Source organism: Arcicella aquatica, from assembly GCF_034928825.1.
Lineage (GTDB): Bacteria > Bacteroidota > Bacteroidia > Cytophagales > Spirosomataceae > Arcicella > Arcicella aquatica.
The window spans coordinates 128,750-149,455 of record NZ_JAYFUL010000003.1; the positions used below are offsets into that span (position 1 = coordinate 128,750).

A 20,706-nucleotide genomic window follows, 5' to 3' on the forward strand; every position below is an offset into this window, starting at 1 on the left:
AATTTCTGATAGATTTCTCTGAAACTTCAAGCTTTTAATCGTACCAAGTGGAATTGAAATTAAATCGGTACGCTAAAAGATTCTTCTGCTAAATCGCCTTTTAATCGTACCAAGTGGAATTGAAATATATTTCTGACTTTATAGCCAAAGATTAAAGACATTCTTTTAATCGTACCAAGTGGAATTGAAATTGTTGTTTTAGGGAGTAAAAATATGGGTTTAGGTGGCTTTTAATCGTACCAAGTGGAATTGAAATAGTAAAAGAATTACCGTTAGAATTTTTATCGTTTTCTTTTAATCGTACCAAGTGGAATTGAAATAATACAGCAGTTACAACAAAAATAGAATCTTTCGAGCTTTTAATCGTACCAAGTGGAATTGAAATGAAGTAACCCCTTTCGCATCCGTAGATATTACCTCTTTTAATCGTACCAAGTGGAATTGAAATTTTGTTTTCTTTAGTTGATTTTCGGTTGTGTTGGCTACTTTTAATCGTACCAAGTGGAATTGAAATCATTAAAAGGAGTTCCTACTTGCAAAGGGTCTGAACTCTTTTAATCGTACCAAGTGGAATTGAAATGTAATGTTTGCCATTTCAGAAGCCCATGTATTTCTGAACTTTTAATCGTACCAAGTGGAATTGAAATAACATTGCTTGCACTGTTCCCATAATGCGATAGGGCTTTTAATCGTACCAAGTGGAATTGAAATTCGACGAAGCGGGTGACTTGGAATATTCGGCGTTCTTCTTTTAATCGTACCAAGTGGAATTGAAATTTGATAATAGTGACAGTGACAATTTTAAAATAATTACTTTTAATCGTACCAAGTGGAATTGAAATGCTTGCATAAATCGATATGTTCTATGTACTGCCTGCTTTTAATCGTACCAAGTGGAATTGAAATACTACCTTGGTTTGTTTCCCAAAATTGGCACGTCCTTTTAATCGTACCAAGTGGAATTGAAATCGATTTATAAGACTTTGCTGATGTGCCTTTTTCGACTCTTTTAATCGTACCAAGTGGAATTGAAATTTAAATACTTTTGTATAAGTATTTCGTGACTTTATCTTTTAATCGTACCAAGTGGAATTGAAATTTTCAATGTAAAGGCTTGAATATTGTTTATTTGGCACCTTTTAATCGTACCAAGTGGAATTGAAATTGCTGGCAAGCCTAATTTTCAACCTTCACCAGTATTCTCTTTTAATCGTACCAAGTGGAATTGAAATTAGTCGCGCGTTGCTTGCCCGTTTATCGTGGTGGCTCTTTTAATCGTACCAAGTGGAATTGAAATGTGAAAATTTCAAAGTGCATTTTGTTGGATGTTTTACGCTTTTAATCGTACCAAGTGGAATTGAAATAGTATTCGCAAATTGACTAGTATCCAATTCAGTTAACTTTTAATCGTACCAAGTGGAATTGAAATTTTGCTGTGCAGACCATGACGAATCGTTGTTTCTCTTTTAATCGTACCAAGTGGAATTGAAATGCTAATCGCAGAATCCAAAACGCAGTTCATTATTCTTTTAATCGTACCAAGTGGAATTGAAATTTATCTTGCATCGTCTTAAAGTTTAATCCCCTCTTCTTTTAATCGTACCAAGTGGAATTGAAATGAACTAACTAAACTAATAGGGTCACCATAATTACACCTTTTAATCGTACCAAGTGGAATTGAAATGTACACCCGTCGGGAAGCGTTTGCAGGCGCTCGCATTCTTTTAATCGTACCAAGTGGAATTGAAATTGGTAGCGCATAGGATTCTTAAACATATCCACACCGCCTTTTAATCGTACCAAGTGGAATTGAAATTGTTTTAATGGTTTATCGCTATGGTAATAATTCAAACTTTTAATCGTACCAAGTGGAATTGAAATCGGTATTCACCCAATTGGCTAAAAGGAATACAAATCTTTTAATCGTACCAAGTGGAATTGAAATTGTACTATATCACAAAGAAAGACAGCGAAACAGGTAAACTTTTAATCGTACCAAGTGGAATTGAAATAACGGTAGGGCAACGCCTTTTAATCGCTCTCAATCGGGCTTTTAATCGTACCAAGTGGAATTGAAATGAGACAATTCTAATAAAACAGCAAATAATCAATTAAACTTTTAATCGTACCAAGTGGAATTGAAATGACAAATGGAAGCGGTATATATTTGGCTGTTTATAAAACTTTTAATCGTACCAAGTGGAATTGAAATAAGATGGCGCCAGGCACTTGCAAAGCTTCGTTTCTGACTTTTAATCGTACCAAGTGGAATTGAAATTAATTGAAGCCGATTGGTCACTCCTGATTAATTGCACTTTTAATCGTACCAAGTGGAATTGAAATATTCCGGCTTTTATGGCAATGAGCCAGCGGCTTGGCTTTTAATCGTACCAAGTGGAATTGAAATGAATTTACCTCGACAGTGCCATCAGGACACTCATCTTTTAATCGTACCAAGTGGAATTGAAATCCTTACAAAGTGACTTGCTCGTTTGCAAGCTTTCTCTTTTAATCGTACCAAGTGGAATTGAAATTCCAGATGTCGTTACTTTTCAATTTCAGCGAGTCACTTTTAATCGTACCAAGTGGAATTGAAATAGATATTGGGCAATTTATAAGCTTTCTGATAATTACTTTTAATCGTACCAAGTGGAATTGAAATACAGGAAGCGGTAAGCGTCCTGTATTTTTCTTTGTCTTTTAATCGTACCAAGTGGAATTGAAATGAAACAAAATCGGAAAAAGAATTAGCAAAAATTAGGCTTTTAATCGTACCAAGTGGAATTGAAATATTAATTTTCAGCAGTTTATCATTATTTTCAGAATCACTTTTAATCGTACCAAGTGGAATTGAAATTCGTATTTCTGTTCCTGAATCGCTTTTGGGGCTTCACTTTTAATCGTACCAAGTGGAATTGAAATATTCTATTCATGTCCTTAGAAGAAACGACCCTCCCACTTTTAATCGTACCAAGTGGAATTGAAATAAATCACCGAGTAAACGGAGCTTTAATCTTACCTTTTTCTTTTAATCGTACCAAGTGGAATTGAAATAGCAGAATATGCACAGTCGTACCAAGTGGAATTGAAATATTGATGAATAAAGCGGCAAGGAAAGAAGACTTAGATCTTTTAATCGTACCAAGTGGAATTGAAATAGGGTGTAACTATACTCGTAACACTTCCTGTTCGCTTTTAATCGTACCAAGTGGAATTGAAATGTCAATGAAGTTCCAAACCACAACATCATAGAGCCCTTTTAATCGTACCAAGTGGAATTGAAATTTAGTCTTTTCCAGTTATTTCAAATGATAAATTGATCTTTTAATCGTACCAAGTGGAATTGAAATGGAATTTGCACACGTCGTACAGTCATATCTTGACTAGTCTTTTAATCGTACCAAGTGGAATTGAAATCTTCGAGTCAATTTGTTAAAGACTAATGTTGGAGCACTTTTAATCGTACCAAGTGGAATTGAAATGAAGGTATTATTATGCGGAAAATTTTTCCAGTTGGTGGCTTTTAATCGTACCAAGTGGAATTGAAATAAAAAGCATGCGGCTTCTCGTGCTATTCACGAAAACGGCTTTTAATCGTACCAAGTGGAATTGAAATTCCGCAGGAACAAAGCCATTTAGCCAAGTAGTTGTACTTTTAATCGTACCAAGTGGAATTGAAATCTAGCTCCACCAGCTTCCTAGCCATAATCCTACACGACTTTTAATCGTACCAAGTGGAATTGAAATATGGGAAGGAATCTAGCACTATGGAGAGAGATTCGCCTTTTAATCGTACCAAGTGGAATTGAAATTTAATCAATTCTAATCAAATGGAACAAATTCAAATCCTTTTAATCGTACCAAGTGGAATTGAAATCTATCCGTAATATCAGCAGATGATGCCCAACCAAACCCTTTTAATCGTACCAAGTGGAATTGAAATTTAATTGTTATTGGTGGTTTCTCACTTCGGCAAATCTTTTAATCGTACCAAGTGGAATTGAAATACACCTGGCAAAGCTCGCATCGATTGGATATCGTATCTTTTAATCGTACCAAGTGGAATTGAAATCGGTATTTGACAGTAGAGGTATTTGTCAGGTCTGGACTTTTAATCGTACCAAGTGGAATTGAAATTTTTGTAGGCTACTTTCAGCAGCCGAAAGTTTCCCAACTTTTAATCGTACCAAGTGGAATTGAAATTTGTTAAATACAAACCTTGCCATACCTCCGTGTTACTTTTAATCGTACCAAGTGGAATTGAAATGCAATCTCTTTAGTAGTGTATGGCTTTTTTAGCGTACTTTTAATCGTACCAAGTGGAATTGAAATTTGTAATTCCCTTCCGAATCAATGAACTTAATTTTACTTTTAATCGTACCAAGTGGAATTGAAATGCGCTCAATAATCGGTACATATATGACCCACCATTCTTTTAATCGTACCAAGTGGAATTGAAATGAACCTTCCTGAATAGCACGTTTTACAAAGTCATTTTAATCGTACCAAGTGGAATTGAAATGGTTCTGCATTTACTCTTTTACTGAATTCTCTGTCAACTTTTAATCGTACCAAGTGGAATTGAAATCCATCTGCACCTAAAAGGATTCGATTAACAAGTACTGCTTTTAATCGTACCAAGTGGAATTGAAATGAGTCTACCTCTACAGTGCCATCAGGACACTCATACTTTTAATCGTACCAAGTGGAATTGAAATCTAGAGGATGACTCTCCCGAAACACGCAATGAAGCTCTTTTAATCGTACCAAGTGGAATTGAAATAACGTTATCGACAAACACTTCTTCGATAAAAGTTTTTGTCTTTTAATCGTACCAAGTGGAATTGAAATGTTCGTCGGGTGCAATCATTAAGGTTTTTTTATTATCTTTTAATCGTAGCAAGTGGAATTGAAATCTTCGTTATAAACCTTTGGTACATCATCTTCAAATACTTTTAATCGTACCAAGTGGAATTGAAATGTTACTGACTCTTCAAATGTTTTTTCTTGTGCTTCCACTTTTAATCGTACCAAGTGGAATTGAAATAGACATAGAAAGCACTTCTAAAAACGAAAGTACTTCTTTTAATCGTACCAAGTGGAATTGAAATAGACATAGAAAGCACTTCTAAAAACGAAAGTACTTCTGTTTTAATCGTACCAAGTGGAATTGAAATCCACTTGACTACACTAACCGAGCTATGTTACTTACTTTTAATCGTACCAAGTGGAATTGAAATGCCCAGAAAAGGCTCGGTTTGTCCCAAATTTCTAAGCGTCTTTTAATCGTACCAAGTGGAATTGAAATTACGACCCGTCGTTTGCCATATAGACGGTGTACACTTTTAATCGTACCAAGTGGAATTGAAATGTACCTACCAACACACAACCGCATTCGCCTTTTAATTCCTTTTAATCGTACCAAGTGGAATTGAAATTTTTTTCGGGTACGAAACGGGTGCAACATTATCCTACTTTTAATCGTACCAAGTGGAATTGAAATTAGGTTCGGCACCGTCGCAAATAACCTCTAAGCTTTCTTTTAATCGTACCAAGTGGAATTGAAATACCGAAATTCTAGTAATAGAAATCCAATCTACTACACTTTTAATCGTACCAAGTGGAATTGAAATTAAGTTCGTGTATCTGTCAATACATCTGCCACATACCTTTTAATCGTACCAAGTGGAATTGAAATGATTGTCTTAGTGGCTTGGCACTTAGCTTTAACTTACTCTTTTAATCGTACCAAGTGGAATTGAAATCGGATGCCAATGTATTATATATATCCGTTTTGGATGCTTTTAATCGTACCAAGTGGAATTGAAATATTGGAGAAAGAATACGAGAATTACGAGACAAAAAACTTTTAATCGTACCAAGTGGAATTGAAATATAAGACTAACAATATCGGCGTGTAGTTCTTTGTTTTCTTTTAATCGTACCAAGTGGAATTGAAATTTTACTAGAGCGTAATCCTTCGATTTTGTTAAGTCTTTTAATCGTACCAAGTGGAATTGAAATTCGCCTGTTACCTGTCCCGTCACATAGATTTTATCAGTACTTTTAATCGTACCAAGTGGAATTGAAATTCGCCTGTTACCTGTCCCGTCACATAGATTTTATCAGTACTTTTAATCGTACCAAGTGGAATTGAAATAAATCTCAACACGGTAATAGGCAATTGTATCAATCCTATCTTTTAATCGTACCAAGTGGAATTGAAATCTTCAGGCACAGCTTGTATTGCTGAATTCTGAAATGCTTTTAATCGTACCAAGTGGAATTGAAATCTTCTAAAGCTGCTATGGAACTTGCCCTTAATATCATCTTTTAATCGTACCAAGTGGAATTGAAATCAAACAGTAACAAGAACATACGGTTATTATTTAGACTTTTAATCGTACCAAGTGGAATTGAAATGTTCCACTAAAAAGGTTACTGTCTTGTCTGCATACTGCTTTTAATCGTACTAAGTGGAATTGAAATCACGTAGGGTCATAAATGGTAAGTTTTCTTTGAGCCTTTTAATCGTACCAAGTGGAATTGAAATATAGTCGCTTAAATCTTCAATGTCAACATTCAGAATCTTTTAATCGTACCAAGTGGAATTGAAATCTGGTGGTAGTGCTGCTGGAGGTCACTGGGATGATGATCTTTTAATCGTACCAAGTGGAATTGAAATATACCTATTTTGGTTTCAGACCCTAACATATTGCCTAACTTTTAATCGTACCAAGTGGAATTGAAATGATTACCATCCTCGTTTTCATACCGCAATCCTCTACTTTTAATCGTACCAAGTGGAATTGAAATCTGCAAAGTATAATTTCTTCAAATCTATTATCCTTCTTTTAATCGTACCAAGTGGAATTGAAATACTGTGAAAGGTCTATTGCTGGTTGAAGCGGTATATCTTTTAATCGTACCAAGTGGAATTGAAATTGTCTTCAAAATAGTTGAATCCAATAAACATTTCTTCACTTTTAATCGTACCAAGTGGAATTGAAATTGTTATTATGTTTAAGTACACAAAGATAAGTGTTTCTTTTAATCGTACCAAGTGGAATTGAAATGCTCCTTAGTGTGTGCATCCTGAGCGATGGTAATAGCTTTTAATCGTACCAAGTGGAATTGAAATTTATCTTTGTAATGCCTAATCTTACTGAACATTACCTTTTAATCGTACCAAGTGGAATTGAAATGCCGATTTTGATATCGATTTTTCATGGGATAAACGGAACTTATAATCGCACCAAAAGGGATTGAAATAAGGAGCTAAACTTAATCGTTATTTTATGGCTGAGATTTAATTCTGATTGTATTAAGGATATAACAGAAGCCTTTTATGCGATATTAATTTTGCTCAAAATCTCTTCAAAATTTGCATGTTTTACTTTTCTGTGCCTTCTTGCGTGAAATCACAAAATTCCCATAAAATGAAAACTAAGTTGTTATTTTTTTTTATCTCTCTAACTTTTTGTTTTACTACTTTAGCCCAAAAGAAAAAACCTGCTAAGAAGGCTCCTCCTGTCAAAGTTTCAAAAATTGATTCTACTGAGCTACTTAATAAAAATCCTCTAAAGGTGGGTGTTCAACAAGCAAATGATGTTGTCGAGGCTAGTCTAACTGGCAAGGATTTAACAGCTAATCAAAATGGAGAAAAACGTTTTTATGATTCTTATAAATTATTGCTTCATGCGGGTGAAGAGCTTTTTTTAGAACATTCTTCTTCAAATTTTAGAGTGATGCTTAGCTTGAAAACACCTGCTAAGGATAAACAGGAGCTTAGCTACGATTCTCAACCTTTTAATGGAAATAGTATTAATAAATTCCATTATGTTGTGCCTGTTACTGGGACATATACTTTGTTGGCTACTTCAATGGATGCTGGACAAACTGGGAGGTATAAAATTACAAAAACGATAACAACGCCTTCGGTAATAGAAGCTGGACTAGACCAGAGTTTTGCTAATCAATTTAAAGCTCTTGAGAAATCTAAGAAGGTGAACTTTAAAAATATTACTGGCGAAAAAATTAAAAAGGATAAAAAGGAGGAGAAGAAAGATAAAAGTGCTGGACTAGAAAGCTTTAAAACATCTTTTGAATTGGTAGCTGGGAAGTCTGCTTTTATTTTTCAAGATAATGGGGGACAAACCGCTAATTATAAAAGTATTTTGCTAGAAAGTGAGAATGAAGCAGATGTAAAGGCTTATTTTGAAACATTAAAAAAACAATTGCAAGTACTTACTAGAAACTGGACAGAACAAAGTAATACTGATGTTAACTATAGTTCTTCGACGGATGCTGATTTTATTACCTTGAAAATCAATACGATTCCTCCTCTAAAGAAAAAACAAAAGCAACTTTATCAAGTAGAGTTCGTTTATAATTAAAGAGGAGTAATATTATCTTCAAAGAAATTAAAATAGATGGCATGGCTCACTAAGTCATGCCATCTGTTTTAAAAATGATTGCTCGTTTAATTTATAACCTTTAGAATAAAAAAAATATGCAAATAGCTTTGATTACAGGTGCAAATTCTGGTATTGGGTTAGCTACAGCAAAGGCTTTGGCTATTGACAAATTTGAATTGATTTTGCTAGTTAGAAGTCACGAGAAAGCAATGGCTACGGAATCTGAAATTTTAAAAGTTGCGCCCACAACTAAAATGACTTTTATTATTGCTGATTTAATAGATTTAGCTTCTGTTAAAAAAGCTACAGATGAGATTAAAACAAAATATACTATAATCGACCGCTTGATTAATAATGCTGGATATTCACCTGTGGGAATTTCTTTTACGAAAGATGGATATGAAAAATCTTTTGTGGCAAATCATTTAGGGCATTTTGTATTGACGATGAATTTGATTAATTTATTGAAGAAATCAAAAGAAAGTAGGGTGATTAATCTTTCTTCTGCGGCGCATGCTTTGGGAAAAGTAACGCGTCTTTTCGAGAAAAATAATACAAAATTATCGGATATGGGTGCTTATGGTGATGGTAAACTAGCCAACATTTTGTTTACCAAAGGTCTTGCTAAGTATTATAAAGATTCTTCAATTACTGCTTATAGTGTGCATCCGGGAGTAGTAAAGTCAAATTTTGGAAGCGATATGAATGGCTTACTAAAAATAGGTTTTGCGCTAGCTCGTCCATTCATGATTTCTGTTGAAAAAGGTGCGGCTACTTCTATCTATTTGGCTACTACAGATATTCAGGATTTAAGATTCAGAAATGGGTATTATTTTACAAAATCAAAACCAGCTTCGACCTTCAATAGTGGTATCACTCCAGAAAGTGTTGAATGGTGTTGGGAAAAAAGTTTAGAAGCAACAAAGGCGTTTATTTAGTTTGGTGTTAGTGAATTGTAATTGAGAGGATGCTTATTCTAAAAAAAATCACTCATTCACAATTCACTAACTCACCATTAAATTAAGCAGGCATTGTAGGACGAACCTCTATTTTACTAGGTAGCGTTCTTGCAGGCATTTTGATTAAATCTGCTACAATTTGTCCAATATCTTCTGGTTGAATTTTCCAAGCATCTTTTTCTGAAGGAACATGTCCGTTAAAATGGGTAGCTACTGACCCTGGCATGATGGTTGTAACTTTAATGCCATCTTTTCTTAAATCCATCATAATGGCTTGAGAAAAACCTACTACGCCAAATTTACTAGCATTGTATGCCCCACCATTTGCGAAAAAGTTGGTACCTGCCAAACTAGAAATCGTAATAAAATATCCTTGAGTTTCTTTCAATGCAGTGTAAGCAGCCTTAATACTATTGAAAGTTCCCGTTAAATTAATGTCAATGGTTTCCTGCCATTGTTCAGCCGTAAGGTCTTGGATAGGAGCGAAGTGACCCACCCCTGCATTGGCAATAACATAATCAAGTCTACCCCAAGTAGCAATAATGGTATCAACAGCACTTTGTTGTGAAGCTAAATTTCTTACATCAGATTCAATACCAATTGCAAAACCTTCTTTGATTTTATTTAATGCTGTAGCCGCTTCGTCTGCACTACTTTGTGTACGACTTGTGATTGCTACTTTAATGCCATCTTTAATTAGGGCTTCCGCAACGCCGTAGCCTATTCCTTTTGAGCCTCCTGTGATAAGAGCTGTTTTGATAATGTTTGTCATTGATTTAAAAAATAAGTTTGTTTCAGTAATTATGAAAAAGAATTGCCTTGTTCTTCATCCTGACATGAAACGAACAAGGCAATTCGCATTAGAGTAACATTAAGAGATAACTTGAAGTTCGACTAAACTTTTTTCTTTTTCCATAAATAAAAAACTGGAACGCCCAAGGCTACAATACCAACACCTGCCCAAGATGGGATAGGTTTGTAAATCAGAAGATTAACACAAAGTGCTGTAGCAAATAAAAGATAAATTGCAGGAATTACAGGATACCCAAAAGCTTTGTAAGGTCTTGGTGCATTAGGTTGTTTTTTACGCAGGATAAATACACCTACAATAGTAAGGATGTAAAATACTAGAATAGCAAAAACGGTATAATCTAATAAATCTCCATAAGTTCCTGTCAAACAAAGCAAACAGGCCCATCCACATTGAATTAATAACGAAAAGGCAGGAACCCCTTTGTTGTTTAATTCCCCAGCTTTTTTGAAGAAAAGTCCATCTTTTGCCATGGCATAATATACTCTGGCTCCTGATAAAATAATACCATTATTACAGCCAAAAGTAGAAATCATGATAAAAACTGCCATAATGATAGTTGCAGGATTTCCAAAAATCATTTCAGCAGCTGCCGTTCCTACACGGTCGTTGCTCGCAAACATAATTCCTCTTGAAAGCGTATCTGTCGCATTTGGATGTCCCTGTACAGGCAAAAGCATCAAATAAGCAACATTGGCTAAAATATATAAAGCACTTACCGTCAATGTTCCATATAGTAAACTTAGTGGAATATCACGTTTAGGATTTTTCATTTCTCCCGCCGTATAAGTAACATTGTTCCAAGCTGATGAAGAAAACAAAGGACCAATCAAGGCTAAACCCATTGCCGACCATAAACCTATACCCGACAAATATTCATAGTCCATGATTTTTCCATTTTCCCAAATGATTTTTACTGGACTCCAGAAGTCAATTGAATTAATTGCCCACATTCCTTTTTTAGGGTCGGAGCCTACAATGATTCCTACAACTGCTAAACCCAACAATGCCCCAATTTTGGTAACAGTAAAGATTAATTGTACCAATTTGGCATTTTTTACCCCTTGAATATTAATAAAAGTAAGTAGAAGAATTAGGGCAATAGCGAGGAGTTGTTGCGTATCAAAGAATAAGAGTTTGTGTTCAGTACCGATATATTGTGGCAATAATACGCCTGTATATTTGGCAAAAGCCACAGCTACTGCTGCAATAGTTCCAGTCTCTATGACTAAAAAGGTTGTCCAGCCAAACAAGAAACCCGTTAAGGAATTATAGGCTTCTCTTAAATAAACGTATTGACCGCCAGCGTTAGGCATCATACCTGCCAATTCGCCATAAGAGAGGGCTGAAATTAAGGTAATGATACCTGTGATAATCCAAGCCAATAATAAATAACCAGGTGAGCCAAGGTTACGAGTAACGTCTGCTGAAACAATAAAAATACCAGAACCAATCATTGAGCCAATCACAATCATAGTGGCATCAATTAGGCTGAGTTCTTTTTTAAGTTCTTGTGATGAAGTAGGGGAAGTGTTTTTTTCCATTGAAGGACTTTGGGTTAGTTTGGTTGATAAACAAACTTAACGAAATGATGCCTGATTTCAAAATAAAACCAAAGCCCAATCATTCATAAGGAACAATTGGGCTTTATGCTTAATAATCAAAATGGTTACTCCTCAAACTTAATTTTATGATAAATATCTGATACCAAAATACTATTCTCTTCTACAGTGATTGAATCTTCTAGAGAATAAAAGTCTTGATTTATCCAAGTATTTGGATTATCAGAACGAATAAAAGTAGAAACACTTACTTTCTCAGGATTGATGTAAATCACTTGTTGAAGACTACTCAATAATTTATATTCAGATAGTTTTTCTGATAAATCAAAGGCTTTGGTGGCTGGAGAAAGTACTTCAACAATGATATAAGGATTCGTAATGATTGCTCGGGAGTTTGCTTTAAAAACAGGGCTACCTTTTACAACCATCACATCAGGCATATAATATCCACCTTCAAACTTTGGAATTTGTACACCAGAATTGCTTCCTAAAACCAGAATATCTTCGTTTTTGAAAAAGAGTATATTGAATATTCTACCCAGATTCATAATAATGGCTTCATGCCATAAAGATGCTAATCCCATCGTAATAATCTCATTTTCATGATATTCTATTTTAAAAGGCAAATCCGCTACGACAGAGAAATATTCTTCCTCTGAAGCTGGAATTCGAACCAACTGCTGAGTGTTAAGCTCAGATAGTATGGCTTCTTTGATATTTTTAGCAACTACCATAACCTTTATTTTTAATCAAATATAATGAAAAATATTACTTGTATTACAGTTAGTGTCAATTGGACTCATGTAATCTGTATTAGAGACTTAAATATGAGTCATCCCGAATTTTTCTGATTAAATAGTGAGCTTTAAAAGATTTCAGAGTTTTTAGATTTCATTCTCGTCCTTACTTTTTGCCTTGATGCAAAAAGTAACAAAAAAATCAAGAATTCCTAAACTCGCTCCGCTCAAACAGTAGGAATTCGTTATCCATCAATTACAAAAAAGTGATTTAAATTAGTTTTAGACCTTTTTTTGATTTTAAATTCGGGATGACTCATCTTTATAAACTTTCTTAAAACTCGTCTTCACAACCAATTGGTGCACCTGGAGGTAACTCTTTGTGAACCGCTATTTTGGCTGCTGATGGACTTTTCATGCGTTCTAAGGCATAATCCAAATGTGCTAAATATCCTGAGTCTTTTACTGTTTTTTTACTTTCTTCTATGTAAGCTTTTAAGTCTTTTAAACTTTTAGCAACCAATGCTTTGGCTTGATAATTAGCTTTTTCGTTTACGCTTAAAGCCAATAAATGTGTCAACAAAATTTGCTCTGTTTGATACTGTACTTCAAGGGCTAAACCTTTTTGACGTGGGGCTTTAAATGTTCCTTCTATTAATTGACTGGTCAAATCATCCAACGTTAAGCCTTCACCACGAGATGCATATTCTACTATTCTTGAAGCGCGTTCTGGATGTAATAAGAACTGCAAAGGAAAATCTGCCGCAGATTCCGCTGCTGCTAAAGCGTCAAATGCTAAACCTGTTCTCTTTTTAAACAATTCTCTTGATGCATTATATCCCGCTGGACGAGGAGGAATCAATTTGATAATGCTTTCTGAAAGCGTTAATACTTCTGGACTTAAACATTTAATGGCCGCTGTCAAGGCTTTTTGCTGTGTTTCTTTTGAAACCAAAATCGTTGGAGTTTGTCCGTCACCACGTAAAGCATAACGATAGTCTACCCCACCTACAATTTTAGCAACGGCTTCTATTTGATAACGATGTAAGTTGTAAACTGGTACTAAAGCATCTTCTAAAAAAGCCATTGGCACCCCTTCACGAATCGTTTTTTCGCCAAAATTACTTAACGCTTTTTCTCTTACTTTCAATAGTGTTGTCAACCCTTCAATAGGGTCTTTACCTTCATCCCATAAATGAGCATTCGGACTTACTGCACCTGCTGGACGAGCATCTTGGTCGGTTAAAAACAATAAACCTTTATTTCTAGCTTCTTGCAGAATCTTGTTTAACCCCGCTTTTTCATCAGTTCCCTTAGGGAAATCTTGGTAACCAAAAGCAATAGAAGCTTTATCCCATGCACCAATACCCACAGCATAAGCGTCAGACATATCAACTTCACCTTTGGCATTCAAGGTTACTCGTGGATGAGGATAATCCATTACCGAAGCACGATCATTCGTACTTGCTGAATAGTTGTGCATAATACCTAACGTATGACCCACTTCATGGGCAGCCAATTGTCTAAGACGAGCCAAAGCCATTTTCAGCATCGGGTCTTTTTCTGGGTCTAATTTTTTGCCATTTTCAAATGGAGAAAGTAAGCCTTGCGCAATGAGGTAATCCTGACGAACACGTAATGAACCTAAAGTAACATGCCCTTTCAGAATTTCGCCAGTACGTGGGTCAATCACTGAAGCACCATACGACCAACCACGCGTTGAGCGATGTACCCAGTTGATTACATTGTAACGAACATCCATTGGGTCGGCATCATCTGGCAATAGTTTTACTTGAAAAGCATTTTTATATCCAGCGGCTTCAAAAGCCTGATTCCACCAAGAGGTACCTTCCAACAAAGCCGCACGAATAGGTTCTGGAGTCCCATTGTCTAAATAATAAATAATGGGTTTTACTGCCTCTGATACCTTAGCACTAGGGTCTTTTTTCTTTAGACGATGTCTTACGGTATAGTATTTCTCAACAGGTTCGCTTACAGGAGTCGAATAGTCAAAATACGAAATCGCATTAAAGCTAGAACGTGGGTCGAATTCTCTTTTCTCAAATTGATTATCTGGTAATTGCACAAACCCATGATGCATTCTTAAAGTGATAGCATCTGACGAAGGGGTAACCGATCTTACAAATCTTCCTGCGTCACTTCCACCAGTAAAGGTTAGGCTTACTTCAAATTCAGAGTTTTGTGGAAAATTTTTAGTACGTTCAAAATACATGGCTGAACGAGATTTGTCTAATGAATAAGAGCCTTCGCCCATGCCCTTAATACGGTCGGTTACACCCATGGCATCCTGCATTAGCAAGTCGGTGATGTCTACCAAATATTTGCCATTTTCTTCGGCTTCAACGGTAAAACCTGCAATAGTAGACTGTGCGAAAGATTGCATAACTGCACGTTTCTCATTGGCATCGTTTGTGATAGCACGATACTTTAAATTGGGCTGAATTAATAAAATCTTTCTACCTACTTTGTTGAAAAATACCACTTTTTCATCGCCTAAGAGGCCACGGTCTAGTCCAATATCATTTGAACCCAAACCCGCAGGAAGTGAAGTAATGTATAGAAACTCTTGATTGAGATTAGCGACTTCAAGCCAAATTTTGCCATTGTCTTCATCCCACCAATAATTCATAAAACCTTCATATTTTTTGAAGGAAGCCGTTTTTTCAGCAATAGTGGGCAGTTTCTGGGCATAGCCTTGAAAGAAAATTAACAATAAAGTAATGGAAAGTAGTTTTTTCATTGAATTGTAATAAGTTGATGAAAATTAAATTAAGTGAGTAAATAATATAAAAGCTTTTATTTATCTAAAGGCATTTCTACTGCCTCTTTCCAGATATATTTGTTAAACCAAATCCAGTTGTGCCACATCGCCGCTAGGCGTTCTTTGGGTTTAGTAATTCCGTGTCCGAAACCTTTGTAAACAATCAGTTTTGAAGGAATACCTCTGTCTTGAAGACCCTGTAATAACTCATAAGCATTTGAAATCGGTACTCTTCTATCTAATTCTCCATGCTGAATCAGTGTTGGTGTACTAGCATTATTGATGTTGGTCATCGGAGACGTCTTTAAGTAAACGTCTTTATCGCTCCAAGGGGTTGATTGTAGGTATTGTCTTGTAAAAGGGTGAATGTCAGTACTCACATAATATGTTACCCAATTTGAAATGCCTGCACCTACCGAAATGGCTTTGAAAACATTGGTATTGGTCGTTAAAAATGCTGAAATGTATCCACCTTGGCTCCAACCCATTGACCCCATCCGAGTGGTATCAACAATGCCTTTGCTTTTTAAATAATCAACACCCGACATTACATCCCACATATCGCCAACACCCAAATTTCTAACATTCAACGAACGAAAAGCTTCACCATATCCAGCAGAACCTCGATAATTCGGACGAAGTACTAAAGCGCCTTTTTCCAGAAATTGCAAGATAGGATAAACGCTTCCACCTGGTGTTGGTGTAGGCACATCAACGCCCGTTGGACCACCATGAATCAATACTAATAAAGGATATTTCTTGGTAGGGTCATAATTTTTGGGTTTATGCAAAATACCCTCAATCTCTGCCCCGTCTTTACTTTTCCATTTTATTACTTCACTACTAGCCGTTTGCCAACTAGCAATCTGAGCATTCATGTTAGTTAATGCTGTAAATTTCAAATCAGCTATTTCACCAATTTGTATATCAAAAAGGCTATCATAATTTCTCCCTAAAAAGGCAACTTGTTTAGCATCTTTTGAAAAACTTGGACTAGCTATCAAATCAAATTTAGCCTGAATTTCTTTTACTTTGCCCGTTATATTATCTGCCAAAAACAATTTCATTTTGGTCTTTTGTGAAGCTGTAAAATAAATGCCCTCATTTGCCCATTCTATTACATTAATGTTTTCATCAAAATCAGAAACCCATGATTTTGATGTTTTTGTCGCTAAATCAATACTAAATGTTTTTGAGTTTTTATAGTAATTAGAAATAGTGTCGCTTAGCGAAGTAGCATAAAGAATGCTTTTAGAGTCTGGTGACCATGTTTCTAAAAAATCTCCCCCAACATTACTTACTAAAAGGCTTTTCTTTTTAGTAGAAACGTCTATAAAAGAAATATCTGCATGAGCATTTGACTGAATTAAAGGATTGGGTTGATGTGTGAAAGCAATCTTAGCACCATCGGGCGACCATTTGAAATAGGTTACCGTAAAATCGCCTTGGGTTAATCTGCGAGGTTTAGGTAGGGTAATACAAGTTTTAGTCGAATCTTTTGAATCATAACAAGGCTTTTCGTTGGGTGACGGAAATAAATCTGTTGAAAAATCTACCAGCCATAAATGAGAAAGTTTAAATTCTTCATCATCTACCTCAAAGCCCCCATATCGTTCTTTTTTTGATTTTAGGCTTTTTGAATCTTTTTCGGTGATAGAAATCGCCAAAGTTTTACCATCTGGCGACCAGCTAAAGCTATTAATTCCTTCATCTTCTTTGGTTATTTGTTGTGCTTCTCCACCGTCAGCTCTGATGACATAAATTTGATTTTTATCTCCTCTGTCTGCTAAAAAAGCAATCCATTTACTATCAGGCGACCAACTAGCAGCTACGCTATTCCCCTTTAGTGTTCTGGTTAATTGAAAGGGCGTTTGCTTGTTTTTAGATAACCACAACTCTGTGTCATAATTATTCTCTTTCCAGTCTGCTGTTGTAACCGAAAAAACAACATTTTTCCCATCTGGTGAAATAACAGGATTCGCTACATTTCGTAAAGACAGGTAATCTTCAAATGTTAAACTACTATTTTTTTGAGCAAATGTACTCAGAGAAAGTAAAAGTAAAATAATGACATTTTTTTTCATGGAGGTTGATTGATGAATAGTTTGTTTTTACAGTTTAAATATCGTAAAAAAACGCCAATTTTGTGTCATGAATAATCAAAATCAACCACTTAAAATTTGGGCAGGACTAATTACGCTTTACTTAGTTTGGGGTTCTACTTATCTAGCGTTGCGGTTTGTTGTAGAAACCGTTCCATCAATGATGGCCTCTGGTTTTAGAAATCTAATAGCGGGCACTATACTTTTTCTTTTTTCTATCGTTAGTAAAAAGTATCAGAAGCCTTCGCGTAAAATGTTGGTCACTTGCTTTTTTACTGGCTTTTTGATGCTATGCTTTGGTAATGGATTATTCACCATAGCTGCCAAATGGATGCCTTCAAGCTACTCAGCCTTGTTTTCAGCCTTGGGACCTGTTATGTTGGTTTCTTTACTTTGGGTATTCAATCATGAAAAACCAAAACCGAAAGTAATTGCCGGGGCATTGTTGGGCATTGTTGGTGTAGGAATCTTGATGAGTTTGAAAACATTAGCCCTAAAAGGCTTTGAACAATATTATGGATTAGGCGTTTTATTCCTGTTCTTGGCTACTTCAGCTTGGAATATAGGGGTGGTAATCGTCAAAAAAGCAAAAATATTTAATTATCACGCTTCCCAGATTTCGGGAATGCAAATGATGACGGGGGGGATTATTTCCTTGATTATCAGCTTAGGATTAGGAGAATTTAGTCATTTTGATATTACCAATATCCAACCCAAAGCATATTTATCTTTTATTTATTTAGTAGTTTTTGGATCTACTTTGGCTTTTCTAATTTTTAACTGGTTATCAAAAGTAACTTCTCCAACCTTGGTTGCTACTTATACGTATGTCAATCCGTTAGTAGCCATGGTATTGGGTTCATTGTTTGCAGGCGAAAGCCTACATCCATTAATGCTTTTGGCAGGGGGTATCATTATTACAGCTGTGATTTTGATTACTACTGCCAAAAACAAAGCTATTACAAAAAATACATAACATCATTATCAAATTTTTACCTTTCAAAACCAATCGTATGAAAAAAATCATTTTAACATTTTCTTTTTTATGCTGCATGAAGTACGCACAGGCACAACAAGAAATGCCATTGTATCCAAATGGTGTTCCGAATTCGAAACAAGTACCTAATGCCCAAAAATCTGTTACTGATAAAAACTGTGTACTTAGAATTTCAGAAGTAACCGTTCCTACCTTAACCGTCTATCCTGCTGATGCCGACAAAGCAAATGGTACTGCCGTAATTATTTGTCCGGGTGGAGGTTATACTATTTTAGCTGCAAGTCACGAAGGGTCAGATGTGGCGAGTGTATTTAATAAAATGGGTGTAACAGCTTTTGTATTAAAATATAGATTACCCAATAGTGATGCACAAATTGATAAATCGATTGCTCCCTTACAAGATGCACAACAAGCACTAAGAACAGTTCGGAAAGATGCTGCAAAGTATGGTATTAATCCTAGTAAAATAGGCATAATGGGCTTTTCAGCGGGCGGCCACTTGGCTTCAACCGCAGGAACACATTTTAATAAACAAGTAGGAGAGGTGACGAGCGAAGTTTCTGTCCGTCCTGATTTTATGATTTTGGGTTATCCTGTTATTACTTTTAAGGACTTTGGACATGCAGGTTCAAGAATCAATTTAATTGGTAAAACGCCTGACCAAGCTTTGATTGATGAATATTCAAATGAATTGCATGTTACTGCCGAAACGCCTCCTACTTTTTTAGTACATGCTGGTGATGATACAGCGGTGCCTGTTAGAAACTCTTTAGAGTTTTACCAAGGCTTACAAAAAAATGGGGTATTGGCTGAATTAGTAATTTATCCTAAGGGGGGGCACGGATTTGGTTTGAACAATAAAACCACCAAAGAGAAATGGATGGATAATGTGAAAAACTGGATGGATTCGTTGGGTTTACTTAGCAAATAGCTTTTGTAATCAGCCGTGAACTTTAGCTTATGCTCTTTAGTTCACGGTTGAAAATATCATTCAAATTAGGCTTAGCGAAATATTAAATCAATATTATCGCTGGGCTTAATTTTATAAAAGCCTTTGATTTTGAAGATAGTCTTCCAGAAAAACTTTAGAAAGACCAATGTTTTTAAAGCAAATATTTTCTGACTTCTCAATTCAGAAAATGGATTTCTAAGCTTAGAAATATTCACGGATATCTTCCATAAGTAAAAGAAGATAGCCAGCGTTACATAATGTAAAATAAGTAAAAGATAAAAGCCTATACCATATTCTTTCCGAATCCACAATAAATTAGAAACCTGCATTTGTGTGCCAAATCGGTTGATAGGCGAAATATTAGTTCTTCTAAAAGGCGAATCTTTTTCGAGGTGAATAAATTTAATGTCTTCTGAACAACATATTTTTCCTGCTTTTCTTAGCCTACCAGCCCATTCGAAATCTTCGGCATACATAAAGAAATCTTCATCCATTTTGCCTACTTTTTCTACTGTTTTGCGAGCAATCAGCATAAAAGCTCCACAACATAATTCTGATTGGTTAGGGTCTTGAAATTGAGGTTCGGGAAATAGTTTGTCTAAATATTTGTTAAAAGAATTAGGAGCAATAATCAAGAATTTCAAAAACTCATTCCTATTCCTGAAATAAGGCATTTTTACTAAATCAGCCGTTACTTGAATACCTCCAATGACAGAAACTTCTGGTTGAGATTTAAGCAATTGCCAAGCTTTAAAGATAGCATTGTCGAATAAGAGCGTATCTGCATTTAATAATAAAAAATAATCACCTTGGGCAACGGATATTCCTTGGTTATTCCCTCTTGAAAAACCTGAATTATATTTACTAGCAACCCAAACGATTTCTGGATGAACAGATTTAATAATACTTTCTGAAGCGTCCTGAGAATCATTATCCACCACCACTACTTCATAATTAATATCCTGCGTAAATTTTTTAATAGAGCTTATGCAATTAACTGTTAATTCTGCTGACTTATAATTAATAATGATAACCGAAACATCCATGCGATACTGGGTTGTTGAAAATTTTCATAAAATTATTTTTGATTAAATAAGATTAGATAAATTTTAATCTTATCAATCAAAAGTGATTGCTTATGGACTACATTCAAAAAAATGAATACAAATATAATGTTTCAATTCCACTTGAAACGATTAAAGCAACGAAATAAGTATTAATAGAGAAGAGGAAAACCAAGGACACAAAAAAGCCCGATGCCACAGACATCAGGCTTTCTAAATATAATCCTTACTTTATTTAATGTTATTGTCTTTGTTTTTCTATTTTAATTGCTTCACCCTCTTGTTTTTCTCTTCGTTACAAAAATAATAAAAAATCCAAATAA

General features: G+C 35.3%; 10 protein-coding genes and 2 CRISPR repeat arrays (1 of these 12 running past the window's edge). Of the genes, 4 read left to right on the forward strand and 6 right to left on the reverse strand.

Going from position 1 to position 20,706, the window contains the following annotated elements; translation table 11 throughout:
• Positions 1-3,055: direct repeats of the CRISPR family, unit length 29 nt; unit sequence CTTTTAATCGTACCAAGTGGAATTGAAAT (it extends 19,975 nt beyond the left edge of the window).
• A gap of 74 nt (positions 3,056-3,129) precedes the next feature.
• Positions 3,130-7,272: a CRISPR direct-repeat array (repeat unit 29 nt; unit sequence CTTTTAATCGTACCAAGTGGAATTGAAAT).
• Positions 7,273-7,439: 167 nt separating this feature from the next.
• Both VB264_RS03685 and VB264_RS03690 read left to right on the forward strand, forming a co-directional pair.
• Positions 7,440-8,396: a hypothetical protein gene (locus tag VB264_RS03685; RefSeq protein WP_323246864.1), complete on the forward strand. Its 957-nt coding sequence runs from the start codon at positions 7,440-7,442 to the stop codon at positions 8,394-8,396.
• 116 nt (positions 8,397-8,512) lie between these two features.
• Positions 8,513-9,355: an SDR family NAD(P)-dependent oxidoreductase gene (locus VB264_RS03690; RefSeq protein ID WP_323246866.1), complete on the forward strand. Its 843-nt coding sequence runs from the start codon at positions 8,513-8,515 to the stop codon at positions 9,353-9,355.
• Between the two features lie 82 nt (positions 9,356-9,437).
• Here VB264_RS03690 and VB264_RS03695 read toward each other — a convergent pair whose 3' ends face one another.
• The 5 genes from VB264_RS03695 to VB264_RS03715 form a co-directional block, all read right to left on the reverse strand.
• Entirely contained in the window at positions 9,438-10,148 is a 711-nt protein-coding gene (locus VB264_RS03695) for an SDR family oxidoreductase (RefSeq protein ID WP_323246867.1), read from the reverse strand.
• Positions 10,149-10,270: 122 nt separating this feature from the next.
• Complete coding sequence (locus tag VB264_RS03700; RefSeq protein ID WP_323246869.1) at positions 10,271-11,731, reverse strand: APC family permease; 1,461 nt, start codon at positions 11,729-11,731, stop codon at positions 10,271-10,273.
• Positions 11,732-11,856: 125 nt separating this feature from the next.
• Entirely contained in the window at positions 11,857-12,483 is a 627-nt protein-coding gene (locus VB264_RS03705; protein WP_323246871.1) for a Uma2 family endonuclease, read from the reverse strand.
• Positions 12,484-12,820: 337 nt separating this feature from the next.
• A complete protein-coding gene (locus tag VB264_RS03710; RefSeq protein ID WP_323246873.1) occupies positions 12,821-15,247 on the reverse strand; it encodes a zinc-dependent metalloprotease in 2,427 nt (808 codons plus the stop codon).
• Between the two features lie 56 nt (positions 15,248-15,303).
• A complete protein-coding gene (locus VB264_RS03715) occupies positions 15,304-17,352 on the reverse strand; it encodes a S9 family peptidase (protein WP_323246876.1) in 2,049 nt (682 codons plus the stop codon).
• A gap of 67 nt (positions 17,353-17,419) precedes the next feature.
• Between VB264_RS03715 and VB264_RS03720 the strand changes: the two genes are divergently transcribed.
• Both VB264_RS03720 and VB264_RS03725 read left to right on the forward strand, forming a co-directional pair.
• Entirely contained in the window at positions 17,420-18,346 is a 927-nt protein-coding gene (locus VB264_RS03720) for an EamA family transporter (RefSeq protein WP_323246878.1), read from the forward strand.
• Between the two features lie 37 nt (positions 18,347-18,383).
• Positions 18,384-19,298 (forward strand): alpha/beta hydrolase, encoded by a 915-nt coding sequence (locus tag VB264_RS03725; RefSeq protein ID WP_323246879.1) that lies wholly within the window; start codon positions 18,384-18,386, stop codon positions 19,296-19,298.
• A gap of 71 nt (positions 19,299-19,369) precedes the next feature.
• Here VB264_RS03725 and VB264_RS03730 read toward each other — a convergent pair whose 3' ends face one another.
• Positions 19,370-20,365 carry a glycosyltransferase family 2 protein gene (locus tag VB264_RS03730; RefSeq protein WP_323246880.1) on the reverse strand — a complete coding sequence of 332 codons (996 nt, stop codon included), beginning with the start codon at positions 20,363-20,365 and terminating at the stop codon, positions 19,370-19,372.
• Positions 20,366-20,706 lie beyond the last annotated feature (341 nt).

Bases quoted from the DNA above. Each gene is read 5' to 3' on its own strand.
- VB264_RS03690 (WP_323246866.1), top strand. From the start codon at position 8,513: ATGCAAATAGCTTTGATTACAGGTGCAAATTCTGGTATTGGGTTAGCT.
- VB264_RS03710 (WP_323246873.1), bottom strand. From the start codon at position 15,247: ATGAAAAAACTACTTTCCATTACTTTATTGTTAATTTTCTTTCAAGGC.
- VB264_RS03715 (WP_323246876.1), bottom strand. From the start codon at position 17,352: ATGAAAAAAAATGTCATTATTTTACTTTTACTTTCTCTGAGTACATTT.
- VB264_RS03695 (WP_323246867.1), bottom strand. From the start codon at position 10,148: ATGACAAACATTATCAAAACAGCTCTTATCACAGGAGGCTCAAAAGGA.
- VB264_RS03705 (WP_323246871.1), bottom strand. From the start codon at position 12,483: ATGGTAGTTGCTAAAAATATCAAAGAAGCCATACTATCTGAGCTTAAC.
- VB264_RS03685 (WP_323246864.1), top strand. From the start codon at position 7,440: ATGAAAACTAAGTTGTTATTTTTTTTTATCTCTCTAACTTTTTGTTTT.
- VB264_RS03725 (WP_323246879.1), top strand. From the start codon at position 18,384: ATGAAAAAAATCATTTTAACATTTTCTTTTTTATGCTGCATGAAGTAC.
- VB264_RS03700 (WP_323246869.1), bottom strand. From the start codon at position 11,731: ATGGAAAAAAACACTTCCCCTACTTCATCACAAGAACTTAAAAAAGAA.
- VB264_RS03720 (WP_323246878.1), top strand. From the start codon at position 17,420: ATGAATAATCAAAATCAACCACTTAAAATTTGGGCAGGACTAATTACG.
- VB264_RS03730 (WP_323246880.1), bottom strand. From the start codon at position 20,365: ATGGATGTTTCGGTTATCATTATTAATTATAAGTCAGCAGAATTAACA.